The sequence below is a fragment of the Variovorax sp. E3 genome (assembly GCF_016082275.1).
In the GTDB taxonomy this organism is placed as follows: domain Bacteria; phylum Pseudomonadota; class Gammaproteobacteria; order Burkholderiales; family Burkholderiaceae_C; genus Variovorax.
On sequence record NZ_MOWM01000149.1, the window covers coordinates 1 to 20,887 of the forward strand.

Sequence of the window (20,887 nt, forward strand, 5' to 3'; positions counted from 1 at the left end):
CTCGCCGGCGGCCCGCAGGATTTCCGCGGCGCCGTCGAGCCCCAGCGCAAGGCCGCCGGCCGACTCGGGCGCCAGCATGCCGGGCCAGCCGAGTTCGGCGATGTGGCGCCAGCCTTCGGCCTCGTCGCTTCCCGGTTGTTCCATGCGGGCGCGCCGCCGGGCGATGGCGCGGCTGCGCGTGAAGTAGTCCAGCGCCGCTTCGCGCATGGCCGCGAGAGATTCAGAGTCCATCGGTCGGTGTGCCTCGTTCCGTTGCAAAGAAAGACGAAACGCAGCGTGCCTGAAGCCCCCGCCGCCGGGCATTCGCATTTGCCGAAGGGAGGGTTTCGCAATCAGAGAACCGCCCCGCGCGAGGCGGGGCTAGATTCGGCGCCATGACCAAGATCAAGAAATCCCTGCACACCGAGCTGGGCCACAGCACGCCCGACAAGATCACCGTGCGCGGGCGCGACCTGCCTTCGGAAATCCTCGGCCACCTGAACCTGGGCGACATGGCCTTCCTGGAGCTGACGGGGCGCATCCCGACGCCGCAGGAGTCGGTGACCTTCAACGCCATCGTCGTCACGCTGGTGGAGCACGGCGTCACGCCCAGCGCGCTGGCCGCGCGGCTGACCTACGCCGGCGCCCCCGAGGCGCTGCAAGCCGCCGTGGCAGCCGGTCTTTGCGGGTTGGGCAGCGTGTTCGTCGGCAGCACCGAGGGCGCGGCGAAGATGCTCTACGAGGCGATCCCGTTCGGCCAGAAGCCCACGCGCCCGCTCGCCGACATGGCGAAGGACATCGTGGCCGACCACCGCGCGCGCAAGCAGATCGTGCCGGGCCTGGGCCATCCGCTGCACAAGCCGATCGATCCGCGCACGCCGCGCCTGTTCCAGATCGCGGCGGAGAACGGCCTGTCGAGCCACTACGTCGCACTGATGCAAGCCGTGCAGGAAGAGGCCGAGCGCGTGTCGGGCAAGTCGCTGCCCATCAACGCGACCGGGGCCATCGGCGCGATCGCGGCCGAGTTCGGCTTTCCGTGGAAGATCATTCGCGGCTTCGGCGTGATGGCGCGCGCCATCGGCCTGGTGGGCCACATCCTGGAGGAGATCGACGACCCGATGGCGGTCGAGATCTGGCAGCGTGTGGAAAAAGAAGCCGGCGGCCCGCGCCAGGACTGACGAAGAGCAACAGCAACAAGCGATGAACAACGCCAACGACAAGAACTTCCCCGACATCCGCGATGCCGTGCGCGACCTGTGCGCGCAGTTTCCCGATGCCTACTTCCGCAAGATCGACGAGGCGCGCGGCTACCCCGCCGAGTTCGTCGACGCGCTCACCAAGGCCGGCTGGATGGCCGCGCTGATTCCGCAGGAATACGGCGGCTCGGGCCTGGGCCTGACCGAGGCCTCGGTGATCATGGAAGAAATCAACCGCTGCGGCGGCAACTCCGGTGCCTGCCACGGCCAGATGTACAACATGGGCACGCTGCTGCGCCACGGCAGCGAGGCACAGAAGCGCGCCTACCTGCCCAAGATCGCCAACGGCGAGCTGCGCCTGCAGTCGATGGGCGTGACCGAGCCCACCACCGGCACCGACACCACGAAGATCAAGACCACGGCCTTGAAGAAGGGCGACCGCTATGTCGTCAACGGGCAGAAGGTGTGGATCTCGCGCATCCAGCATTCGGACCTGATGATCCTGCTGGCGCGCACCACGCCGCTGGCGGACGTGAAGAAGAAGTCCGAAGGCATGTCGATCTTCATCGTCGACCTGCGCGAGGCCATCGGCAAGGGCATGACGGTGCAGCCCATCCTGAACATGGTCAACCACGAGACCAACGAGCTGTTCTTCGAGAACCTGGAGATCCCGGCCGAGAACCTGATCGGCGAGGAAGGCCAGGGCTTCAAGTACATCCTCGACGGGCTCAACGCCGAGCGCACGCTGATTGCGGCCGAGTGCATCGGCGACGGCTACTGGTTCATCGACCGGGTGACCCAGTACACGAAGGAGCGCGTGGTGTTCGGCCGCCCCATCGGGCAGAACCAGGGCGTGCAGTTCCCGATTGCCGAGTCCTTCATCGAGGTGGAAGCCGCGAACCTCATGCGCTACGAGGCCTGCCGCCTGTTCGACGCGCACCAGCCCTGCGGCGCGCAGGCCAACATGGCGAAGTACCTCGCGGCCAAGGCGAGCTGGGAGGCCGCCAATGCGTGCCTGCAGTTCCACGGCGGCTTCGGCTTCGCGTGCGAATACGACATCGAGCGCAAGTTCCGCGAGACGCGGCTCTACCAGGTGGCGCCGATCTCGACCAACCTGATCCTCAGCTACGTGGCGGAGCACATGCTCGGCCTGCCCCGCTCGTTCTGAAAGCCAGGCACCTCACCATGAACGAATCCAGAACCCTTGCAGACTTTGCCGCCGGACTGCAGTTCGGCCGCATCCCGCCGCACGTGCTGCGCCGCACCGAAGACCTGATGCTCGACTGGCTGGGCTCGGTGCTCGCGGCGCGCACGGCGCGGCCGATTCGCAGCATCGAGCGCTTCGCGCGGACGATGGGCCCCGCCGACGGCCCCAGCGAGATACTGACCTCGCGCCAGACCAGCTCGCCCTTGTTCGCCGCAATGGTCAACGCGGCGGCCTCGCATTTCGTCGAGCAGGACGACGTGCACAACGGCTCGGTGTTCCACCCCGCCGCCGTCGTCATTGCGCCGGCGCTGGCCGTGGCGCAGAGCATCGGCGCGAGCGGTGCGCAGCTGCTGACGGCCGTGGTCGCGGGCTATGAAGTCGGCATCCGCGTCGGCGAATTTCTCGGGCGCTCGCACTACAAGACCTTTCACACCACGGCAACGGCGGGCACGCTCGCGGCCGCCGCGGCGGTGGGCCGTTTGCTCGAGCTCACGCCGCAGCAGATGCTGCACGCCTTCGGCTCGGCCGGCACGCAGTCGGCCGGCGTGTGGGAGTTCCTGCGCGACGCGGCCGACTCCAAGCAGTTGCACTGCGCGCATGCGGCCACGAGCGGGCTGATGTCGGCCTATCTTGCGCAAGACGGCTTCACGGGCGCCGCGCGCATCCTCGAAGGCGCACAGGGCCTGGGTGTCGGCATGTCCACCGATGCCGACCCCGCCAGGCTCGTCGATGGCCTGGGCACGCGCTGGACGCTGGCCGAGACCTCGTTCAAGTACCACGCCTCGTGCCGCCACACCCACCCCGCCGCCGACGCGCTGCTGCAGGTGATGGAACAGAACCGGCTCGAGCCCGCCGACGTGTCGCGCGTGACCACGCATGTGCACCAGGGCGCCATCGACGTGCTGGGCCGCGTGAACGTGCCGGCCACGGTGCACCAAGGCAAGTTCTCGATGGGCACGGTGCTCGGCCTGATCGCCGTGCACGGCCGCGCGGGCCTCGGCGAGTTCGACCGCGACTTTCTCGCGCCCGAGGTCTCGGCCTTCCGCGAGAAGGTGGCGATGGAACTCGACGAAGAAGTCGACACCGCCTACCCCGCCCGCTGGATCGGCAAGGTCAGCGTGCACACCACCGACGGCCGCACGCTGCAGGGCCGCGTGGACGAGCCCAAGGGCGACCCGGGCAACAGCCTGAGCCGCGCGGAAATCGAAGACAAGATGCAGCGCCTCGCGCACTACGGCGAAGGCGCCACGGCGGACGAGGCCAAGGCCCTGTGCCAGCACGTCTGGCAGCTGGCCGACACGCCGCGCGTGGGCCGCTGGCTCGGCTGAAGCAAGGGGTCAGGCGAAGAGCCGCCCCTGCCCCGCAGCCCGAGGGTCGAGCCCCGCCGTCCCCACGAGGTCCCAGAACCCGGCCGGCGAACTCGACACCACGGGCACCCCCAGCCGGGCCTCGACCTCACGCACCGCATCGAGCGTGACCAGCCCCCCGCAAGAGATCAGCACGCCATCGGCGCCGGGCTGCGCATCGAACACCTGGATGCACAGATCGACCAGCACCTGCGTCGGTACCTGCCCCACGGCCTGCACATCGGAGATCGACAGCCCTTCGAGCCCCAGCGTCTCGATGTCGCTCTGTTCCAGATAGCGCCGCAGGTGTACGTTGACCTCGTCGATGTAGGCCGTGGCCACCGCCACGCGCCGCAGCCCGAGGTGCCGCAGCCCGCCGACGATGGCATTGCTCATCGTGGTGCAGGGCAACCCGGTGGCACGCGCCATCTCCGCTTCGAGTTGCCGGTTGAATGCCGCGCCGCGAAAGAAGCTCAGCGAGGTGCCCATCAACGAGACCGCGCTCACGCCCTCGTCCTTCAGCGCCACGGCCTTCTCGACCACCGAGTCGATCACCTCGGTGTAGCCGCGCGTGGAAATTTCTCCAAGGCCGAGGCCGCGCGCACTGAAGCGGATGCGGTCGCCGTAGAGCAGCTTGCCGTCGACTGGCACGGCGCCAGCGGCTGGCGGAACGATCAAGCCCAGATGGGGGAGTGTCATTGTTTTGATCCTTGTTGTTTGGGGTTGTGGGTGTGTGCACAGGACACCGGGTACTCCCCTCCGCGAATGTCCCCCGGCCTGCGGCCTCCTCCTTTATTTCGCTGCGGGGAGCACCCAGTGCCCTGTGCACTTGGGCACGCTGTCGGTTCGCAGCCGATCAACAAGTGCTCTGAAAACGCTCACGCTGATGGTGTGCTCTGCGCAGCGAAATAAAGGAGGAGGGGCGCAGCCCCGGGGGACATTCGCGGAGCAGAGCACACCGTCGGCGTGAGCGCGCCCCGAACGACTCAAGCTCAAGCGCAAACTAGCCCCCTTCAGCCACGATATGCTGCTCCGCAATGATCCGTTTCCACCGCGCAGTCTCGTCCGCCATGTCCTTGCCCAACTGCGCTGGCGTGGCGTAGGAACGCAGCGTGCCCTGGGCGGCAGCCGCGGCCCCCGCCTCCGGCGTATCGAGCACGGTCTTCACCGCCGAAGAAAGCCTGTCGACGATCGCATCGGGCGTACCGGCCGGCGCCAGCACGAAGATGCGCGGTGCCACGTCGAACCCCGGCAGCGCATCGGCCAGCGGCGGGACGCCCTCCACGCCTTCCAGCTTCGCCGTGTTCATCAACGCCTGGGCGCGCAGCTTGCCCGCCTTCGCCTGCGCCATGCCGGCCGTGGCGCTCACCACGCCGATGGGAATCTGCCCGCCGATCACGTCGGGAACGATCTGCGCGGCACCGCGGTAGGGCACGTGCACCACGTTGCTGCCCGTGGCCTGCTTGAGCATCTCGAAGCCCAGGTGCTGCACCGTGCCCACGCCCGAGGTCGCGAACGAATAGCGCGCCGGATGCGCCTTGAGCTCCTTCACGAATTCGGCCGGCGTCTTCGCGGGAAAGTCGTTGCCCGTGACGATCATCAGCGGCGAAGTGAAAGCGCCCGCCACCGGCTTGAAGCTCGTGAGCGGGTCCAGCGCGATCTTCGGCTGCAGCAGCTTGGCAATGAGCAATGCGCTGTCGCCCATCATCAGCGTGTAGCCGTCGGGCGGAGCCTTGGCGACGAGGTCGGCCGCAATCAGCCCCGTGGCGCCGGTGCGGTTCTCGACCAGCACCTGCTGGCCCAGCACCGCCGACAGCCGCACGCCCAGCAGCCGCGCCACCGCGTCCACCCCGCCGCCGGCCGAGTAGCCGACCACCAGCCGGATCGGCTTGTCGGGGTACTTCTGCTGGGCCCATGCCATGGGCGCCGCGAGGGCGCCGGCAAGGCCCGCCAGGGCCACCACCGCGCACAGTGCTTGCCGGCGCGCCGGGCGAATCGCTTGTCTGGCTTTCATCATGTCTCCGTTGTCTGGGTCGGAATCGCCGGCCGTCTGTCGCGGCCCGGTCGTGAAGAAAAAAGAAGTTTCGCCGGTGCGGTGGGCAAGGCCCTTCGCCCTTCAGGCCTTGCCCTTGCCGTGCGAGGTCGGCAGCTTCGCCAGCTCGCGCACCCGCTCCACGTTCGGCGCGAAGCCCAGGCCCGGCGTCTCGGGCAGCGTGAGCCAGCCCTGGTCGGGCACCGGCAGGCCGTCGAAGATCTGCTTGAGCATCTGCACCGCCACGTAGTGGTACTCGACCAGCCCGCCGTTCGACACGCCCGCGTGCAGGTGCATGTTGTGGAAAGGCCAGGCGCCGCCGTTGTCGATGGGCACGTTGAAGGCCTGCGCCATGCCGGCGATCTTCAGGCACTGCGAGTAGCCGCCCGAGATGGTCACGTTGGGCTGCAGCACGTCGGCCGCCTGGTTCACCAGCAGGTCGCGAAAGCGGAAGGCCAGGCCTTCGTTCTGGCCGCAGGCCAGCGGGATCCTGGTGCGCGCGCGCAGCTGGGCCATCTGGCGCACGTCGTTCTGCGTGAGCGGCTCCTCGAAGAAGCTGATGCCGTAGGGCTCGATGCGGTGCGCAAGCTCGGTGGCGTGGAACAGGTCGAGGCCGCAGTTGGCGTCGACATACAGCTTGACGTCGGGGCCCACGGCTTCGCGCACGGCGGCCACGCGGCGCACGTCCTCGGCAATGACCTCGTCGAGCGGGCGCGGCTCGTCGCGGCGCGCGAGCGCGTGGTTGCGACGGTCATCTTCAGGCGCTGGAAGCCTTGCGACACCCACAGCCTGGCGGCGGCGGCGAGCTGGTCGCGTTCGAAGAAGCCGAAGCCGAAGGTGGCATACACCGGCACCTTGGCGCGCGCGCCGCCGAGCAGGCGCCACAGCGGCTGGCCCAGGGCCTTGGCCTTGAGGTCCCACAGCGCGATGTCGAGCGCGGCGATGGCGTGGCTGGCATAGCCGGTCTGGCCGCGCGGCGAGAGCAGCCAGTAGAGCTTGTCCCACAGGCGCTCGGTGGCCATCGGGTCTTCGCCCAGTAGCGCGGGGCCGGCCACCTCGCGCACGGCGGCGGCGATGATTTCTTCCTCGGTGATGGCGGTCATGCCGTGGCCGACGAGGCCGGTGTCGGTCTCGATCTCGGTGAGGCACAGCGACAGCGAGGTCTGCTTGTTCAGGCCGACCACGTCGATGGTCACGGGAATGTTCAGCGGCGTGGCGCTGACGCGAACGATCTTCAAGGGTGTCTCCTTTGGTTTGCACGATCTTTGCGCGCGGGCCGCGGGAGAACAATTCGTTTTTGGCGAGCGCGAGGCTTCGCGCGGCGCGAAGGGTCGTGCTCAGTCCGGCCGGCCGAGGTGTTCGAGCACCGAGCGCGCGGCCACCGTCAGCTCCTGCTGCTTGCGCACGCACAGCAGGTGGCGGCGCAGCGCCCAGGGCGCGTCGAGCTTCAGGCAGCGCAGCCGCAGGATCTGCAGCTGCGGCAGGATGGCCGCGTAGGGCAGCACGCCGATGCCCACGCCCTGCTCCACCATGCGGCACACCATGTCGAAGCTGCCGACCTGCATGCGCACCTTCAGCGGCACCTGCGCCTCCAGCGCGGCGGCCAGCAGCACGCGGTGCAGCGCCGTGCCTTCGCGCACCACGATATGGTCGTGGCGCAGCACCTCTTCCACGCCGATGCGCTTGCGCCGCGCCAGCGGATGGTCGCGCGCGATCACCACGGCCAGCTCGTCGTTGCGGTAGGGCAGGCATTCGAGGCCGTCGACCGGCGTGTGGCTCTCGATCACGCCGATGTCGGCCAGGCCGGCCTGCACGGCCTTCACCACCTCGGTGCTGGCGCGCTCCTGCAGGTCGATCTTGAGCACGGGGTGCAGCCGCAGGAAGGAGCCGATCTGCGCGGGCAAGAACTGCGCGATGGTCGAGGCATTGGCCGTGATGCTGACCACGCCCGCCACGCCGTTCTGGAAGTCGTCGAGCTCGGCGCCGAGCCGGTCCATGGCCGAGAGCACGGCGCGCGCATGCAGCAGCAACCCGTGCCCCGCCGACGTGAGCGTGACGCCGCGCGCATGGCGCACCAGCAGCGGCAGCCTGGCGCGGGCCTCCAGGTCGGAGATGCGCTTGCTCGCGGCCGCCAGCGCAATGTGGCATCGCTTGGCGCCCTCGCTGATGCTGCCGTGGTCGGCCACGGTCACGAACAGGCGCAGCGACTTCAGGTCGGCGGACATGGCACGGCCGCGCTCAGGGCGCGACGAGGTGGTCGAACAGCTCGCGCGCCGACGCGGGCAACTGCTCGCGGTCGCGTGCGATGAGCTTCAGCTCGCGCTCGGCCCAGGCATCGCTGAGCGCCACGGTCGCGATGCGCATCGCCATCGACAGGCGCTGCGCCGACGAAGCCGGCAGCACGCCGACACCCACGCCCGCCTCGATCATCAGGCAGATGGCCTCGAAGCTGCTGACCTGGATGCGCGGGTTGAAGCCCCGGCCCGCAAGCTCGGCGCGGCGCTGCAGGAAGCGGTGGATGGCGCTGCCGTGGTGCAGGCCCACGTGCTGCTCGTCGAGCGTGTCGGCAAAGGCCACCGAGGCGGCGCCCGCGAGGTGGTGCGTGACGGGCACGACCAGCACCAGCTGGTTGCTGCCGAAGGCGCGCGCGTCGAAGTCGCCGGTGTGCACGTCGCCGGCCAGGATGCCGATGTCGGCCTCGCCGTCGGCCACCGCGCGCACGATTTCCTCGCTGAGGTATTCGCGCAGGTCGACCTGCACCGCCGGGTGCTGCGTGAGAAAGCCCGCGAGCTTCTGCGGCAAATACTCGGTGATCGAGGTGGTGTTGGCGAACACGCGCACATGGCCCTTGATGCCCTTGCCGAAGTCCTGCATGTCGCAGCGCAGGTGCTCCATCTGCTGCATCACGCGCTTGGCGTGGTACAGCACGGCCTGCCCCGCGGCCGTGAGGCTCACGCCCTGCGCGCTGCGGTGCAGCAGCTTGCCGCCCACGGCTTCTTCCATCTGCTTGATGCGGGTGGAGGCGGCGGCCAGCGAGATGCAGGCCTTCTCGGCGCCGCGCGTGAGGCTGCGCGCGTCCGCCACGTAGACGAACAGTTTCAGGTCGAACAGGTCGAAGTGCAGATTCACCGGGCGCGGGCACGAGTAAGGAAGGGAACGTGCATTGTCCGGCGAATGGCGCCGCGCGAGCCGCCCTTCGGGTTAGTCCTCAGGCGTCGCTCACACCGGGTCCCAGCTGAACACGTCGGCCGAGCGGTCGAGCGCAAAGAAGCTGGCGCGCATCGCGGGCATGGCGTGCTCGGCAATGCTCTGCGGCGTCCATCCCTCCGAGCGGTGGATGGAGCGCACCGGGCGCGGCTGGCTGATGAGCGAAATCTCGTTGTTGCGCACCGAGAAGATCTGCCCGTTGACCGCGCCGGCCGCGTCGCTCGCGAGGTACACCGCCAGCGGCGCGACCTTGGCGGGCGTCATCTGCTTGATCTTGTCGACGCGGGCGCGCTGCTCGTCGGTGTCGGTGGGAATGGCGCCGATCATGCGGCTCCAGGCAAAGGGCGCGATGCAGTTGGAGCGCACGTTGAATTTCTGCATGTCCAGCGCAATCGACTTCGACAGCGCGACGATGCCGAGCTTGGCGGCCGAGTAGTTGGCCTGGCCGAAGTTGCCGATGAGGCCCGAGGTCGAGGTCATGTGCACCAGCGCGCCCGAATTCTGTTCCTTGAAGTGCGTGGCCGCCGCGCGGCTCACGTAGTAGGAGCCGTACAGGTGCACCTTGAGCACCGAGTCCCACTCGTCGACCGACATCTTGTGGAAGAAGCGGTCGCGCAGGATGCCCGCGTTGTTGACCACCGCGTCGATGCGCCCGAAGCTGTCGACCGCGCACTGCACGATGCGCGCGGCGCTGGCCGCGTCGGCCACGTTGTCGGTGTTGGGCACGGCCTGGCCGCCGGCCGCGCGGATCTCGTCGACCACCTGCTGCGCGGGGCCGGCGCTGCCGCCAGCGCCGTCGAGCGCGGCGCCGATGTCGTTGACCACCACCTTCGCGCCATGCGCGGCCATGGCCAACGCGATGTCGCGCCCGATGCCGCCGCCCGCGCCGGTGACGACGACCACTTTTCCTTCAACCATGTGTCTGCGCTCCGAATGTTCGTTCGCCCGCGGGTTCGCGGGCGAATTTCAGAATGCCACAGGCGCGGTGGGAGCGGGTTTGGGGTTTCCGAAGAGGGGCTTCGGCGGCGGCCCGTTAGGGCTTACTGCCGCGCCGTGCGGATGTTCTGCGGCAGCGCCTGCGGCCAGCTCGTGCGGAACGGGTTGATGTCCAGCCCGCCGCGCCGCGTGTAGCGCGCGTACACCGCGAGCTTGGTCGGCTTGCAGCGGCTCCAGATGTCCGTGAACATGCGCTCGGCGCAGGGCTCGTGGAATTCGTTGTGGTTGCGAAAGCTCACGATGTACGCCAGCAGCCCGGCCTGGTCGATCGGCGGGCCGCTGTAGCGGATCTGCACGCTGCCCCAGTCGGGCTGGCCGGTGACGAGGCAGTTGCTCTTGAGCAGGCGGCTGGTGAGCGTTTCGTTCACGTGCACCTGCGCGGTGTCGCTGCTCAGCAGCTCGGGTGCGGGCTGGTAGTGGGTGCACTCGATGTCGAGGCGGTCGAGGTCCAGGCCGTCGAGTTCGTGCACGGGCTCGCGGTCGAACATCTCGGGCGCGAGCAGCTTCACGCCGATGCCGGCCGACTGGTCGCTGCCGCGCCATGCGGCCTCGGCGAGGTCGGTGCGCAGGTGTTCGCGCACTTCGTCGATGCTGGCGAAGCGGCTGTTGTTGAAGCTGTTGAGGTAGAGCTTGAAGCTCTTGCTCTCGATGATGTTGGGCGTCTCGCACGGAATGGTGAAGTGCGCGATGGCCAGCTGCGGCTTGCCGCGCGCGTTGAGCCAGCTCACTTCGAACGCGGTCCACAGGTCGGCGCCGAAGAAAGGCAGCGCGCCGGTCTTGATGCCCATGGCCTCGCGCTGCGTGGCGCGCGCGATGGGGAACAGCAGCGAGGGGTCGTAGTGGTCGGCGTAGGCCGAGGCGCGGCCCAGTTGCGATTGCTCGGGGGTGTTCGGGTTGTGGGGGTTGTGGGGGTTCGGGTCGTGGCTCATGGTGTTGTGTCTCTGGCTTGCGCCGCTTGCGCTGCGTGCGCGAACGGCGCGATGTGTCGGGCGAGGATGGTGCACACCTCGGGCGGCAGGTCGTGGCCCATGCCGGGGATGGCGACGAAGCGCGAGCCCGGAATGCGCCTGGCGGTGTCTTCGCCGCAGGCGATGGGCACGAGCGCATCGGCATCGCCGTGCAGCACCAGCGTGGGCGACTGGATGCGCGGCAGCAGCTGGGGGCGCTCGGCGTCGGCGCCGATGGCCAGCATCTGGCGCATCAGGCCGGCCGGGTGGTAGGAGCGCCGCATGCTGAAGGTGAGGCGTTCGGCCAGCGCCTCGTCGGTCTGCGGGTAGGCCGGGCTCTGGATCAGCCGCAGCAGCCGGATGCTGTGCGCCACCAGCGCGTCCTCGCCGCGGCCCAGCGGGCGGCGCATGAGCATGGAGGTCACTTCGCGGCGCGGGCCGGGCAGGCCGCGCGCGCCGCTGGAACTCATGATGCTCACGAGGCTGGTCGCGCGTTGCGGCATGAAGGCGGCAATGCGCTGGGCGATCATGCCGCCCATCGAAGCGCCGACGATGTGGGCCTTGGCAATGCCCAGCGCGTCGAGCACGCCGAGCGAGTCGCGCGCCATGTCCTGCAGCGTGTAGGCCGAGCGCACCTTCAGGCCCAGGCGGTGGCGGATGGTCTGCCACACGACGTTGCCGGTGCCCGCGTGGTCGAAGCCCTGGCTCAGGCCGATGTCGCGATTGTCGTGGCGCACCACGCGAAAGCCGGCGTCCACCAGTTGCTGCACGAACGCGGTCGGCCACGCCACCAGCTGCATGCCCAGGCCCATGATGAGCAGGATGACGGGGCGCCCGTCTTCGCCTCCGGTGTCGTCGACTTCGATCTGCAGCCCGTTGGCGGTGACTTTCATCGGATTCTTGTTACTTGAACTCGCGCTCGCGCAGCCACTTGGTGGCGACCCACTTCTCGCCCGCCAGCACCGGCGCGCCGCCGTGCAGGGTGCGGGTGACGGGGTCGGGCCGGTCGTAGCTGAAGAACACGCCGCTGCCGCGCACGGGGGCCACTTCGAGGCCCACGTCGGGGAAGGTGGTGGCGCCGCCGCCCTCGGGCTCCTGCAGGTACATGACGAGCGTGGCCACGCGCTGGCCGCCGCGCTTGAGGATGGTGGGCGTGCCGGGCTCGCCGGGGTCGAAGTAGTCGTAGTGCGGGCGGTACTGCGCGCCGGGGGCGTAGCGCAGGATCTGCAGGCCTTCGCCGTATTCGAGCGGCCAGCGCAGCAGCATGGCGATGCGCTGCTCCAGGCGCGCGACGATCTCGTTCTCGCCGCGCTCGAAGAACATGCCGTCGCTGGTGCGGTCGACGTTCAGCACCTCGCCGCCGGTGCGGGTCTCGACGGTGAGCGAGCGCGCCAGGCGCACGCGCGCGGCGGCGATCAGGCCTTCGCACTCCTCGCCCGACAGCAGGTTGCCGAACACGATGACACGCGGATGCCGCAGGGTCTGCAGCACCTGCACGCGGCGGTCGCCGGCGTCCAGGTACAGCGGCGCGCCGTCCAGGTCGGGACCGGGCATTTCGGTGCGCGCCGGCGGCAAGGCCGCCTCGACCTCAGGAAAACCGGCTTCGAGCTGGGCCAGCGCCGTGTCGGCGGCGGCGTCGTGCCAGCCGGCCGCGCGCATGGACGCGCGCAACGCGGGCACCGAGTGCCCGGCCGCGAGCTGGGCCACCAGCCATTCGCGCAGTTCCGGACTGATCGCTTGCGACATCAGACTTTCCTCCTGAACACCAGCCTTTCGGCTGTCGACACATCAGCGTCGAAACCATAACCCTCGAGGTCGAATTTTTCCAGTGCCTTGGGCGTGGCCGCCTTGTGCTGTACCGCCCAGCGGGCCAGCAGGCCGCGGGCGCGCTTGGCGAAGAAGCTCACGATCTTGTAACGGTCGCCCTTCCACTCCTCGAACACGCATTCGACCACACGGGCCTTGAGCACTTTCTTGTCGACCGACTTGAAGTATTCCTGCGAGGCGACGTTGATGACCACGGGCGTGCGGTCGGCCGCGAGGCGCTCGTTCAGGTGTTCGGCGATGCGCGAGCCCCAGAAGGCGTACAGGTCCTTGCCGTGGCGGTTGGCCAGCTGGGTGCCCATTTCGAGCCGGTAGGGCTGCAGCAGGTCGAGCGGGCGCAGCAGGCCGTAGAGGCCGCTCAGGATGCAGACGTGGTCCTGCGCCCAGGCCAGTTGCGCCTTGGTGAGGGTGCGGGCGTCGAGGCCGCCGTAGACGTCGCCGTCGAAGGCGAAGGCGGCCTGGCGGGCGTTCTTCTCGGTGCTCTTGCTCGACCAGGCTTCGTAGCGGGCCACGTTCAGGGCGGAGAGCTTGTCCGACAGGTGCATCAGCTCGGCGATCTGCTGCGGCGACTTCTCGCGCAGCAGCTTGATGAGCTCGACCGAGGGGCCGCGCGAAGACTCGAAATGGGGTTGGGTGGCGGGGGTTTCGGAAGGGAGCGGGGTGTCGTAGTCGAGCGACTTTGCAGGGGAGAGCAGAAACAGCATCCCGGAATTATCAGTGGCCGGGGTGACGGGAAGCCGCGCCGGTAAAATCCCTGTCAATCCCACCTCGATACGACGGCACCCGAGGGTGCCGTTTTGCATTCCCCATGAGCGAACCCACCTCCTCCCCCGCCCAACCCGGCCTCGACAGCCTGTCGAAATCGTTCGAACCCACCGCCATCGAGGCGCACTGGGGCCCGGAATGGGAAAAGCGCGGCTACGCCAAGGCGGGCTTCCGTGGCACGCAGCAGCCCAAGGACGGCGCCGAGTCGTTCGCGATCCAGCTGCCGCCGCCCAACGTGACGGGCACGCTGCACATGGGCCATGCGTTCAACCAGACGATCATGGACAGCCTCACGCGCTACCACCGCATGAAGGGCGCCAACACGCTGTGGCTGCCGGGCACCGACCACGCGGGCATCGCGACGCAGATCGTGGTGGAGCGCCAGCTGCAGGAGCAGAAGGTCAGCCGCCACGACCTGGGCCGCAAGAACTTCGTGGCGCGCGTGTGGGAGTGGAAGGAAAAGTCGGGCAACACCATCACGCAGCAGATGCGCCGCATGGGCGACACGGTGGACTGGAGCCGCGAGTACTTCACGATGGACGACAACCTGTCGCAGGTCGTGACGCACACCTTCGTGAAGCTGTACGAAGAAGGCCTGATCTACCGCGGCAAGCGCCTGGGCAACTGGGACCCGGTGCTCAAGACCTCGGTGAGCGACCTCGAGGTCGAGAGCGAGGAAGAAGACGGCTCGCTCTGGCACATCGCCTACCCGCTAGCAGACGGCAGCGGCACGCTGACCGTGGCCACCACCCGGCCCGAGACCATGCTCGGCGACACGGCCGTGATGGTCCACCCCGAGGACGAGCGCTACAAGCACCTGATCGGCCAGCGCGTGCGCCTGCCGCTGGTGGACAAGCTGATTCCGATCATTGCCGACGACTACGTGGACAAGGCCTTCGGCACCGGCGTGGTCAAGGTCACGCCCGCGCACGACTACAACGACTACGCGGTCGGCCAGCGCCACAAGCTCGAGATGATCGGCGTGCTGACACTCGACGCGACCATCAACGACAACGCGCCCGAAAAATACCGCGGCATGGACCGCTTCGTGGCGCGCAAGGCCATCGTGGCCGACCTGGAAGCGCTGGGCCTGCTGATCGAGGTGAAGAAGCACAAGCTGATGGTGCCGCGCTGCGCGCGCTCGGGCGCCATCGTCGAGCCGATGCTTACCGACCAGTGGTACGTGGCCATGACGCGCCCCGGCGCCGACGGCCAGTCGATCGCGCAGAAGGCCATCGACGTGGTGAAGTCGGGCGAGGTGCGCTTCGTGCCCGAGAACTGGGTCAACACCTACAACCACTGGATGGAGAACATCCAGGACTGGACCATTTCGCGCCAGCTGTGGTGGGGCCACCAGATTCCGGCCTGGTACGACGAGGACGGCAACGTGTACGTGGCGCAAGACGAAGCCGCCGCGCAGGCCAAGGCGCCGGGCAAGACGCTCAAGCGCGACGAGGACGTGCTCGACACCTGGTACTCGGCGGCGCTGGTGCCCTTCTCTTCGCTGGGCTGGCCCGAGAAGACCAAGGACCTGGAGCTGTACCTGCCCTCCACCGTGCTGGTGACGGGCTACGACATCATCTTCTTCTGGGTCGCCCGGATGATCATGCTGACCAAGCACTTCACGGGCAAGGTGCCGTTCAAGGACGTGTACATCCACGGCCTGGTGCGCGACGCGCAGGGCAAGAAGATGAGCAAGTCGGAGGGCAACGTGCTCGACCCGGTCGACCTGATCGACGGCATTGCGCTGCCCGAGCTGCTGGACAAGCGCAGCCAGGGCCTGCGCAAGCCCGAGACGGCGCCCACGGTGCGCAAGAACACGCAGAAGGAGTTTCCGGACGGCATTCCGGCCTTCGGCGCCGACGCGCTGCGCTTCACCTTCGCGTCGCTGGCCTCGCTGGGCCGAAGCATCAACTTCGACTCCAAGCGCTGCGAGGGTTATCGCAACTTCTGCAACAAGCTGTGGAACGCCACGCGCTTCGTGCTGATGAACTGCGAAGGCCAGGACTGCGGCCTGCTGGAGCACACGAAGGAAGACTGCAAGGTCGGCGGCCCGGCCCACGGCTACCTGAAGTTCAGCCGCGCCGACTACTGGATCGTGTCGCAACTGCAGCGCGTGGAAGCCGAAGTGGCCAAGGGCTTCGAGGAATACCGCCTGGACAACGTGGCCAACACGATCTACCAGTTCGCCTGGGACGAGTTCTGCGACTGGTACCTGGAAATCGCCAAGGTGCAGATCCAGACCGGCGACGATGCGCAGAAGCGCGCCACGCGCCGCACGCTGATCCGCGTGCTCGAGGCGCTGCTGCGCCTGGCGCACCCGGTGATTCCGTTCATCACGGAAGAGCTGTGGCAGAAGGTGTCGAAGGTCGCGGGGCGCGAGGGCGAATCGATCATGGTGGCGGCGTATCCACAGAGCCAGCCGGAGAAGATCGACGAGGCGGCCGAGGCGCATGTGGCGCGGCTGAAGGCGTTGGTGGATGCCTGCCGCACGCTGCGCGGCGAGATGAACGTGTCGCCCGCGATGCGCCTGCCGCTGTACGCGGTGGCCGACGACGCCGAGGGCGCGGCCTTCCTGCGCGAATCGGCGCCGGTGCTGCAGGCGCTGGCCAAGCTCAAGGAAGTGAAGGTCTTCGACGACGAGGCCTCATGGCAGGCCGCGGCCGAAGCGGCGCCCGTGGCGGTGGTGGGCGCGGCGCGCCTGTGCCTGCACATGGAGATCGACAAGGCGGCCGAGAAGCTACGCATCGGCAAGGAAATCGCGCGCATCGAGGGCGAGATCGCCAAGGTGCACGGCAAGCTGGGCAACGAGGCCTTCGTGGCCAAGGCGCCGCCCGCGGTCATCGATCAGGAGCGCAAGCGCCTGGCCGACTTCACCGCCACGCTGGAACGCCTGCGCGACCAGCTTGTGCGCCTCGGCTGACAGACGGGGGAAATCCCGGGCGTTTAGGATGCTGGTTCGGCACTTGCTTGCCGTTCCAGCTATTCGAGAATTTCGCTTTTTTCTTCTTCCAACGAACCGACGCCGAACTGCCCATGTCCACACCATCGACACGTATCCGCAAGGCTGTATTCCCCGTTGCGGGCTTTGGCACCCGCTTTCTCCCCGCCACCAAGGCACAGCCCAAGGAAATGCTGCCGGTGGTCGACAAGCCGCTGATCCAGTACGCCGTCGAAGAGGCGTATGCCGCGGGCATCCGCGACATGATCTTCGTGACCGGCCGCAACAAGCGCGCCATCGAGGACCACTACGACACCGCCTACGAGCTCGAAAGCCAGCTCGAGGCCAGCGGCAAGACCGCGCTGCTGAACATCGCGCGCTCGGTCATGCCCGACGACATGACCTGCTCCTACGTGCGCCAGCCGCGCATGCTGGGCCTGGGCCACGCCGTGCTGTGCGCCGAACACCTGGTGGGCAACGAGCCCTTCGCCGTGCTGCTGGCGGACGACCTGATGGTCGGCCCCACGGGCGGCGAGCCGGTGCTGGCGCAAATGACGGCCGCCTTCGCGCGCCTGGGCGGCTCGCTGCTGGCGGTGCAGGAAGTGCCGCTGGAACACGTCAAGCGCTACGGCATCGTGGCCGGCGACGCCATCGAGGACGGCCTGGTGAAGGTCAGCAAGATGGTCGAGAAGCCCAAGCCCGAAGACGCGCCCTCGCGCCTGGGCGTGGCCGGCCGCTACATCCTCACGCCGGGCGTGTTCGACGAGATCCGCAACCAGCCCAAGGGCGCGGGCGGCGAGATCCAGCTGACCGACGGCATCGCGGCGCTGATGAAGAAGGAATCGGTGTACGCGTATTCGTACAAGGGCATCCGCTACGACTGCGGCAGCAAGGAAGGCTTCCTGCAGGCGTCGGTGGAACTGGCGCTGGCGCACCCCGAAGTGGGCGCGGATTTCCGCGAGTACCTCAAGAGCCTGAAGCTGTAATTGCTTTTGCTCCGACCCGACGCCATGAAGAAGGGCCGCATCCGCGGCCCTTTTCTTTTGTGCGCTGCTTCAGCGGCGCTTCAGCACGTGGATGAAGTCGGTGCCGACGGTTTCCTGGGCCATCAGCTCGTTGCCCGTCTGGCGCGCGAAGGCCTGGAAGTCGCGCATCGAGCCAGGGTCGGTAGACACCACCTTCAGCAGCTGGCCGCTCGCCATCTCGTTGAGCGATTTCTTCGCCTTGAGGATGGGCAGCGGGCAGTTCAGCCCGCGCGTGTCGAGCTCGCGGTCAACTTGCATTGCCAGGCTCCGGCGGCAGGTTCAGGCCGCGGCGGCGCTCTTCGTTTTCCGCGGCGGTGAAGAACACGGGTTCGTGCCCGCGCGTGCGCAGCCAGTCGGCCAGCGCGTAGCCGGTGCCGGCGGGCCAGCACTTGAGGTCCGGCAGGTCGTACAGGCGGTAGTCGACCAGCTCGGGCGAGAGCTTGACCTCGCCATCGGCCACCACGTGGTAGGCGATGATGATCTGGTTCATGCGCTGGAAGTCGTAGGCGCCCACCAGCTTGGTGGCGCTGACGTCGAGGTTGGTTTCTTCCTTGACCTCGCGCGCGATGCCTTCCTCGGGCGTTTCGCCGGCTTCCATGAAGCCGGTGATCAGCGCGTACATCTTGCCCGGCCAGGCCGCATTGCGCGCCAGCAGCACCTGGCCGCGGTACTCGACGATGGCCGCGAGCACCGGCGTGGGGTTGTTCCAGTGCGTGTGGCCGCAGTTGGGGCAGCGCAGGCGCTCCTTGGGGCCGCCGTCTTCCATCAGCGCGATCCACTCGAGCGGCGTGGCACAGACCTGGCAAAACTTGGGATGGGGCATGGTGGGTGTCTCAGCCTTCTTGTTGTGGAGTCATGGTCCCTTCCAGGAACACCGCGGAACCGGCTTTGCCGGGCCGCAGGTGTTGCCCCCCGGAAGGGGTGAGCCTTGTCAGGCGGGGAACACGCCGGTCGACAGGTAGCGGTCGCCGCGGTCGCAGACCACGAACACGATGGTCGCGTTCTCGACCGTCTTCGACACCTCGAGCGCGGCCCACAGGGCGCCGGCGGCCGAGATGCCGCCGAAGATGCCCTCTTCGCGCGCCAGGCGGCGGCACATTTCCTCGGCGTCGTCCTGGCTCACGCTGATTTCCTGGTCGACGCGGCTCGGGTCGAAGATCTTCGGCATGTACTCGGCCGGCCACTTGCGGATGCCCGGAATGCGCGAGCCTTCGGCCGGCTGCGCGCCGATGATGCGGATGGCGGGGTTCTTTTCCTTCAGGAAGCGCGACACGCCGGTGATGGTGCCCGTGGTGCCCATGGCGCTCACGAAGTGCGTGACCTTGCCCTTGGTGTCGGCCCAGATCTCGGGGCCCGTGGTCTCGTAGTGGATGCGCGGGTTGTCGGGGTTGGCGAACTGGTCGAGCACGCGGCCCTTGCCCTGGGCCACCATCTGCTCGGCGAGGTCGCGGGCGTATTCCATGCCGCCGCTCTTGGGCGTGAGCACGAGCTCCGCGCCGAAGGCCTTCATGGTTTGCGCGCGCTCCACGGACAGGTCCTCCGGCATGATCAGCACCATGCGGTAGCCCTTGATGGCCGCGGCCATGGCCAGGGCAATGCCCGTATTGCCCGAAGTGGCTTCGATCAGCGTGTCGCCGGGCTTGATTTCGCCGCGCTCCTCGGCGCGCTTGATCATCGAGAGCGCCGGCCGGTCCTTGACGGAACCCGCGGGGTTGTTGCCTTCCAGCTTGCCGAGAATCACGTTGCCACGCTTGGCGTTCTCCGCGGCTTGAATGCGTTGGAGGGCGACCAGGGGGGTCTTGCCGATGGCATCTTCGATCGTCGGATAATTCATGGTGGCCACTGTGCCATAATTTTGGGCTTCGTTCAGAACCTGCCCGGGTGGTGAAATTGGTAGACGCAGGGGACTCAAAATCCCCCACCGAAAGGTGTGCCGGTTCGATTCCGGCCCCGGGCACCACATTTATATCGCTATCCATGTCATAGCGGTCTTCCGTGCTGTAGCGCACACGCCGCCCTCGGACAGCAGCGCTTCCGGGGGAGCATCCCGTCGGAGAGACGAATTTCCATGAGCGACATCCTGCAATTCAAGGTCGTCGACGGCATCAAGTGCTTCAGCCCGGAAGTGGCGAGCAGCTACGAAGACTACCCAGACGGCGGGTTCGACCTGACCGACAAGAACGCCGACAGCAGTTTCTGGGTTACATCGAGAAATCGGCTTTTCAAAAGCCTGGTCCAGAGAAACCGCGCCCCCAAGGGCAAGACGAAATTCCTGGAAATCGGCTGCGGCACCGGCGACTTCATTCGGCACATTTCCAGCGACGAGCAACTCGAAATCACCGGCTCGGAGGTCTACCTCAAGGGCCTGGTCTACGCCAAGAAGAACCAGCCCGACGTCGATTTCATCCAGTTCGACGTGACCAAGGGCCGCATCGGCGAGCAGTTCGACATGATCACGGCCTTCGACGTGATCGAGCACATCGACGACGACACGACTGCCATCGCCAACATTGCCCACATGCTGCGCAAGGACGGCGTGGCCATCATCTCGGTGCCGCAGCACATGTTCCTCTGGAGTGCCTTGGACGAAATCGTCAAGCACAAGCGGAGATATTCGCGCAAGGAGCTCGTCGACAAGCTGAAGGCCAACGGCTTTTCGATCAGCTACGCCACTTCATTCGTCTTCACGCTGTTTCCGTTGATGCTGGTTTCGCGCCTGCTCGACAACCGGCGCGACAAGTCCCAGTCGGACGAAGCGGCGCTGGCGAAGCGGGTCAAGTTCCCGCCCGTTCTCAACGGGGTCCTCGATCTCTTCATGCGCTTCGACGAGGCCTTGATCCGCATGGGCGTGCCGCTTCCTTTTGGCGGCACCCTGCTGGTGGTTGCCAGAAAAACCGGCGACTAGGCTGGGCCGCCCCCAGCGCTCAGGCGCCTTCCAGCAAGCCCGTATGCACCGTCGGATGCGCCAGCCGCACCCGCAGCTCGCGCTTCAGCCGCGTGTTGTCCAGCCGGCGCGATTCCCCCATGAAACTCAGCAGTTGCAGCGGCAGTTGCCGCTCGGCTTCGCCGCGCGCGACGCGCGGCGGCCTGGGCATGCCGTACAGGTCGGCGGCCAGGTCGATGTAGTCGCCCATGCGCAGCTCGGTGTCGTCCGAGGCGTGCACGATACGCTGCGGCTTGCCGCGGAACAGCGCGGCGACGCAGGCGCTCGCCAGGTCGTCGGCGTGGATGTGGCTGGTGTAGACGTCGTCCTCGCGCCGCAGCACCGGTGTGCCACGCTGCAGGCGGCCGCGCGGGGTGCCGTTTTCGCGGTCGGGGGCGTAGATGCCGGGAATGCGCAGGATGCTGGCGCGCACGCCCGCGCTGCGGCCCAGCCAGCGCACGGCGCGCTCGGCGTCGACGCGGCGGTGGGAGCGCGGGGT

19 protein-coding genes, 1 tRNA gene and 2 pseudogenes are annotated in these 20,887 nt (G+C 67.8%); 7 read left to right on the top strand and 15 right to left on the bottom strand.

What is annotated here, in order from left to right; genetic code table 11:
• On the bottom strand, positions 1-231 hold a 231-nt coding region (locus BMG07_RS32970), incomplete at its 3' end, for an acyl-CoA dehydrogenase family protein (protein ID WP_198088028.1).
• A gap of 143 nt (positions 232-374) precedes the next feature.
• Here BMG07_RS32970 and BMG07_RS32975 point away from each other — a divergent pair.
• The 3 genes from BMG07_RS32975 to BMG07_RS32985 are packed head-to-tail and all read left to right on the top strand — an operon-like array spanning position 375 to position 3,710.
• Positions 375-1,157: a citryl-CoA lyase gene (locus BMG07_RS32975; RefSeq protein ID WP_198088029.1), complete on the top strand. Its 783-nt coding sequence runs from the start codon at positions 375-377 to the stop codon at positions 1,155-1,157.
• Positions 1,158-1,179: 22 nt separating this feature from the next.
• Positions 1,180-2,343: an acyl-CoA dehydrogenase family protein gene (locus tag BMG07_RS32980; protein WP_198088030.1), complete on the top strand. Its 1,164-nt coding sequence runs from the start codon at positions 1,180-1,182 to the stop codon at positions 2,341-2,343.
• A gap of 17 nt (positions 2,344-2,360) precedes the next feature.
• Positions 2,361-3,710, top strand: a complete 1,350-nt coding sequence (locus BMG07_RS32985; RefSeq protein ID WP_198088031.1) for an MmgE/PrpD family protein — start codon at positions 2,361-2,363, stop codon at positions 3,708-3,710.
• A 9-nt stretch (positions 3,711-3,719) separates the two neighbouring features.
• Here the strand turns inward: BMG07_RS32985 and BMG07_RS32990 are convergent, their stop codons facing one another.
• The 10 genes and pseudogenes from BMG07_RS32990 to yaaA form a co-directional block, all read right to left on the bottom strand.
• Complete coding sequence (locus BMG07_RS32990) at positions 3,720-4,427, bottom strand: arylmalonate decarboxylase (RefSeq protein WP_198088032.1); 708 nt, start codon at positions 4,425-4,427, stop codon at positions 3,720-3,722.
• Positions 4,428-4,731: 304 nt separating this feature from the next.
• Entirely contained in the window at positions 4,732-5,742 is a 1,011-nt protein-coding gene (locus BMG07_RS32995; RefSeq protein ID WP_198088033.1) for a tripartite tricarboxylate transporter substrate binding protein, read from the bottom strand.
• Between the two features lie 102 nt (positions 5,743-5,844).
• Positions 5,845-6,998: pseudogene (locus BMG07_RS33000) on the bottom strand (mandelate racemase/muconate lactonizing enzyme family protein).
• A gap of 99 nt (positions 6,999-7,097) precedes the next feature.
• Positions 7,098-7,985, bottom strand: a complete 888-nt coding sequence (locus BMG07_RS33005) for a LysR family transcriptional regulator (protein ID WP_198088034.1) — start codon at positions 7,983-7,985, stop codon at positions 7,098-7,100.
• Positions 7,986-7,998: 13 nt separating this feature from the next.
• Complete coding sequence (locus tag BMG07_RS33010; RefSeq protein ID WP_198088035.1) at positions 7,999-8,889, bottom strand: LysR substrate-binding domain-containing protein; 891 nt, start codon at positions 8,887-8,889, stop codon at positions 7,999-8,001.
• Between the two features lie 90 nt (positions 8,890-8,979).
• A complete protein-coding gene (locus tag BMG07_RS33015) occupies positions 8,980-9,885 on the bottom strand; it encodes an SDR family NAD(P)-dependent oxidoreductase (protein ID WP_198088036.1) in 906 nt (301 codons plus the stop codon).
• A 122-nt stretch (positions 9,886-10,007) separates the two neighbouring features.
• Complete coding sequence (gene queF, locus BMG07_RS33020; RefSeq protein ID WP_198088037.1) at positions 10,008-10,892, bottom strand: NADPH-dependent 7-cyano-7-deazaguanine reductase QueF; 885 nt, start codon at positions 10,890-10,892, stop codon at positions 10,008-10,010.
• Entirely contained in the window at positions 10,889-11,803 is a 915-nt protein-coding gene (locus BMG07_RS33025; RefSeq protein WP_198088038.1) for an alpha/beta fold hydrolase, read from the bottom strand. Before BMG07_RS33025 ends, queF begins: the two co-directional genes overlap by 4 nt.
• Positions 11,804-11,813: 10 nt before the next feature.
• Positions 11,814-12,656 carry a 2OG-Fe(II) oxygenase gene (locus BMG07_RS33030; protein WP_198088039.1) on the bottom strand — a complete coding sequence of 281 codons (843 nt, stop codon included), beginning with the start codon at positions 12,654-12,656 and terminating at the stop codon, positions 11,814-11,816.
• On the bottom strand, positions 12,656-13,438 hold the full coding sequence (yaaA, locus tag BMG07_RS33035; RefSeq protein ID WP_198088040.1) for a peroxide stress protein YaaA: 783 nt from the start codon (positions 13,436-13,438) through the stop codon (positions 12,656-12,658). The genes BMG07_RS33030 and yaaA overlap by 1 nt, the downstream gene beginning before the upstream one ends.
• A 104-nt stretch (positions 13,439-13,542) precedes the next feature.
• Here yaaA and BMG07_RS33040 point away from each other — a divergent pair, with 104 nt between their 5' ends.
• Together BMG07_RS33040 and galU are read left to right on the top strand one after the other, a co-directional pair.
• On the top strand, positions 13,543-16,422 hold the full coding sequence (locus BMG07_RS33040; protein WP_198088041.1) for a valine--tRNA ligase: 2,880 nt from the start codon (positions 13,543-13,545) through the stop codon (positions 16,420-16,422).
• Between the two features lie 113 nt (positions 16,423-16,535).
• On the top strand, positions 16,536-17,426 hold the full coding sequence (galU, locus tag BMG07_RS33045) for a UTP--glucose-1-phosphate uridylyltransferase GalU (protein ID WP_198088042.1): 891 nt from the start codon (positions 16,536-16,538) through the stop codon (positions 17,424-17,426).
• Positions 17,427-17,495: 69 nt separating this feature from the next.
• Here galU and BMG07_RS33050 read toward each other — a convergent pair whose 3' ends face one another.
• The 3 genes from BMG07_RS33050 to cysM all read right to left on the bottom strand — a co-directional run bounded on the left by BMG07_RS33050 (position 17,496) and on the right by cysM (position 19,299).
• A complete protein-coding gene (locus tag BMG07_RS33050; protein WP_198088043.1) occupies positions 17,496-17,723 on the bottom strand; it encodes a sulfurtransferase TusA family protein in 228 nt (75 codons plus the stop codon).
• Positions 17,713-18,288, bottom strand: coding sequence for an NUDIX domain-containing protein (locus BMG07_RS33055; protein ID WP_198088044.1), 576 nt, complete (start codon positions 18,286-18,288; stop codon positions 17,713-17,715). Before BMG07_RS33055 ends, BMG07_RS33050 begins: the two co-directional genes overlap by 11 nt.
• A 108-nt stretch (positions 18,289-18,396) precedes the next feature.
• Complete coding sequence (gene cysM, locus BMG07_RS33060) at positions 18,397-19,299, bottom strand: cysteine synthase CysM (RefSeq protein ID WP_198088045.1); 903 nt, start codon at positions 19,297-19,299, stop codon at positions 18,397-18,399.
• 41 nt (positions 19,300-19,340) lie between these two features.
• On the opposite strand from cysM, the gene BMG07_RS33065 reads away from it, so the two are divergent.
• Together BMG07_RS33065 and BMG07_RS33070 are read left to right on the top strand one after the other, a co-directional pair.
• Positions 19,341-19,425, top strand: a tRNA-Leu gene (locus BMG07_RS33065).
• A gap of 108 nt (positions 19,426-19,533) precedes the next feature.
• Positions 19,534-20,370, top strand: coding sequence for a bifunctional 2-polyprenyl-6-hydroxyphenol methylase/3-demethylubiquinol 3-O-methyltransferase UbiG (locus BMG07_RS33070; protein ID WP_198088046.1), 837 nt, complete (start codon positions 19,534-19,536; stop codon positions 20,368-20,370).
• 19 nt (positions 20,371-20,389) lie between these two features.
• On the opposite strand, the pseudogene BMG07_RS33075 reads toward BMG07_RS33070, so the two are convergent.
• Positions 20,390-20,887, bottom strand: a pseudogene (locus tag BMG07_RS33075) (SDR family NAD(P)-dependent oxidoreductase); the annotation flags it as partial.

Bases quoted from the DNA above. Each gene is read 5' to 3' on its own strand.
- BMG07_RS32975 (WP_198088029.1), top strand. From the start codon at position 375: ATGACCAAGATCAAGAAATCCCTGCACACCGAGCTGGGCCACAGCACG.
- BMG07_RS33070 (WP_198088046.1), top strand. From the start codon at position 19,534: ATGAGCGACATCCTGCAATTCAAGGTCGTCGACGGCATCAAGTGCTTC.
- BMG07_RS33005 (WP_198088034.1), bottom strand. From the start codon at position 7,985: ATGTCCGCCGACCTGAAGTCGCTGCGCCTGTTCGTGACCGTGGCCGAC.
- BMG07_RS33025 (WP_198088038.1), bottom strand. From the start codon at position 11,803: ATGAAAGTCACCGCCAACGGGCTGCAGATCGAAGTCGACGACACCGGA.
- BMG07_RS33055 (WP_198088044.1), bottom strand. From the start codon at position 18,288: ATGCCCCATCCCAAGTTTTGCCAGGTCTGTGCCACGCCGCTCGAGTGG.
- BMG07_RS33030 (WP_198088039.1), bottom strand. From the start codon at position 12,656: ATGTCGCAAGCGATCAGTCCGGAACTGCGCGAATGGCTGGTGGCCCAG.
- yaaA (WP_198088040.1), bottom strand. From the start codon at position 13,438: ATGCTGTTTCTGCTCTCCCCTGCAAAGTCGCTCGACTACGACACCCCG.
- BMG07_RS32985 (WP_198088031.1), top strand. From the start codon at position 2,361: ATGAACGAATCCAGAACCCTTGCAGACTTTGCCGCCGGACTGCAGTTC.
- BMG07_RS32980 (WP_198088030.1), top strand. From the start codon at position 1,180: ATGAACAACGCCAACGACAAGAACTTCCCCGACATCCGCGATGCCGTG.
- BMG07_RS33050 (WP_198088043.1), bottom strand. From the start codon at position 17,723: ATGCAAGTTGACCGCGAGCTCGACACGCGCGGGCTGAACTGCCCGCTG.
- BMG07_RS32990 (WP_198088032.1), bottom strand. From the start codon at position 4,427: ATGACACTCCCCCATCTGGGCTTGATCGTTCCGCCAGCCGCTGGCGCC.
- galU (WP_198088042.1), top strand. From the start codon at position 16,536: ATGTCCACACCATCGACACGTATCCGCAAGGCTGTATTCCCCGTTGCG.
- cysM (WP_198088045.1), bottom strand. From the start codon at position 19,299: ATGAATTATCCGACGATCGAAGATGCCATCGGCAAGACCCCCCTGGTC.
- BMG07_RS33015 (WP_198088036.1), bottom strand. From the start codon at position 9,885: ATGGTTGAAGGAAAAGTGGTCGTCGTCACCGGCGCGGGCGGCGGCATC.
- BMG07_RS33040 (WP_198088041.1), top strand. From the start codon at position 13,543: ATGAGCGAACCCACCTCCTCCCCCGCCCAACCCGGCCTCGACAGCCTG.
- BMG07_RS32995 (WP_198088033.1), bottom strand. From the start codon at position 5,742: ATGAAAGCCAGACAAGCGATTCGCCCGGCGCGCCGGCAAGCACTGTGC.
- queF (WP_198088037.1), bottom strand. From the start codon at position 10,892: ATGAGCCACGACCCGAACCCCCACAACCCCCACAACCCGAACACCCCC.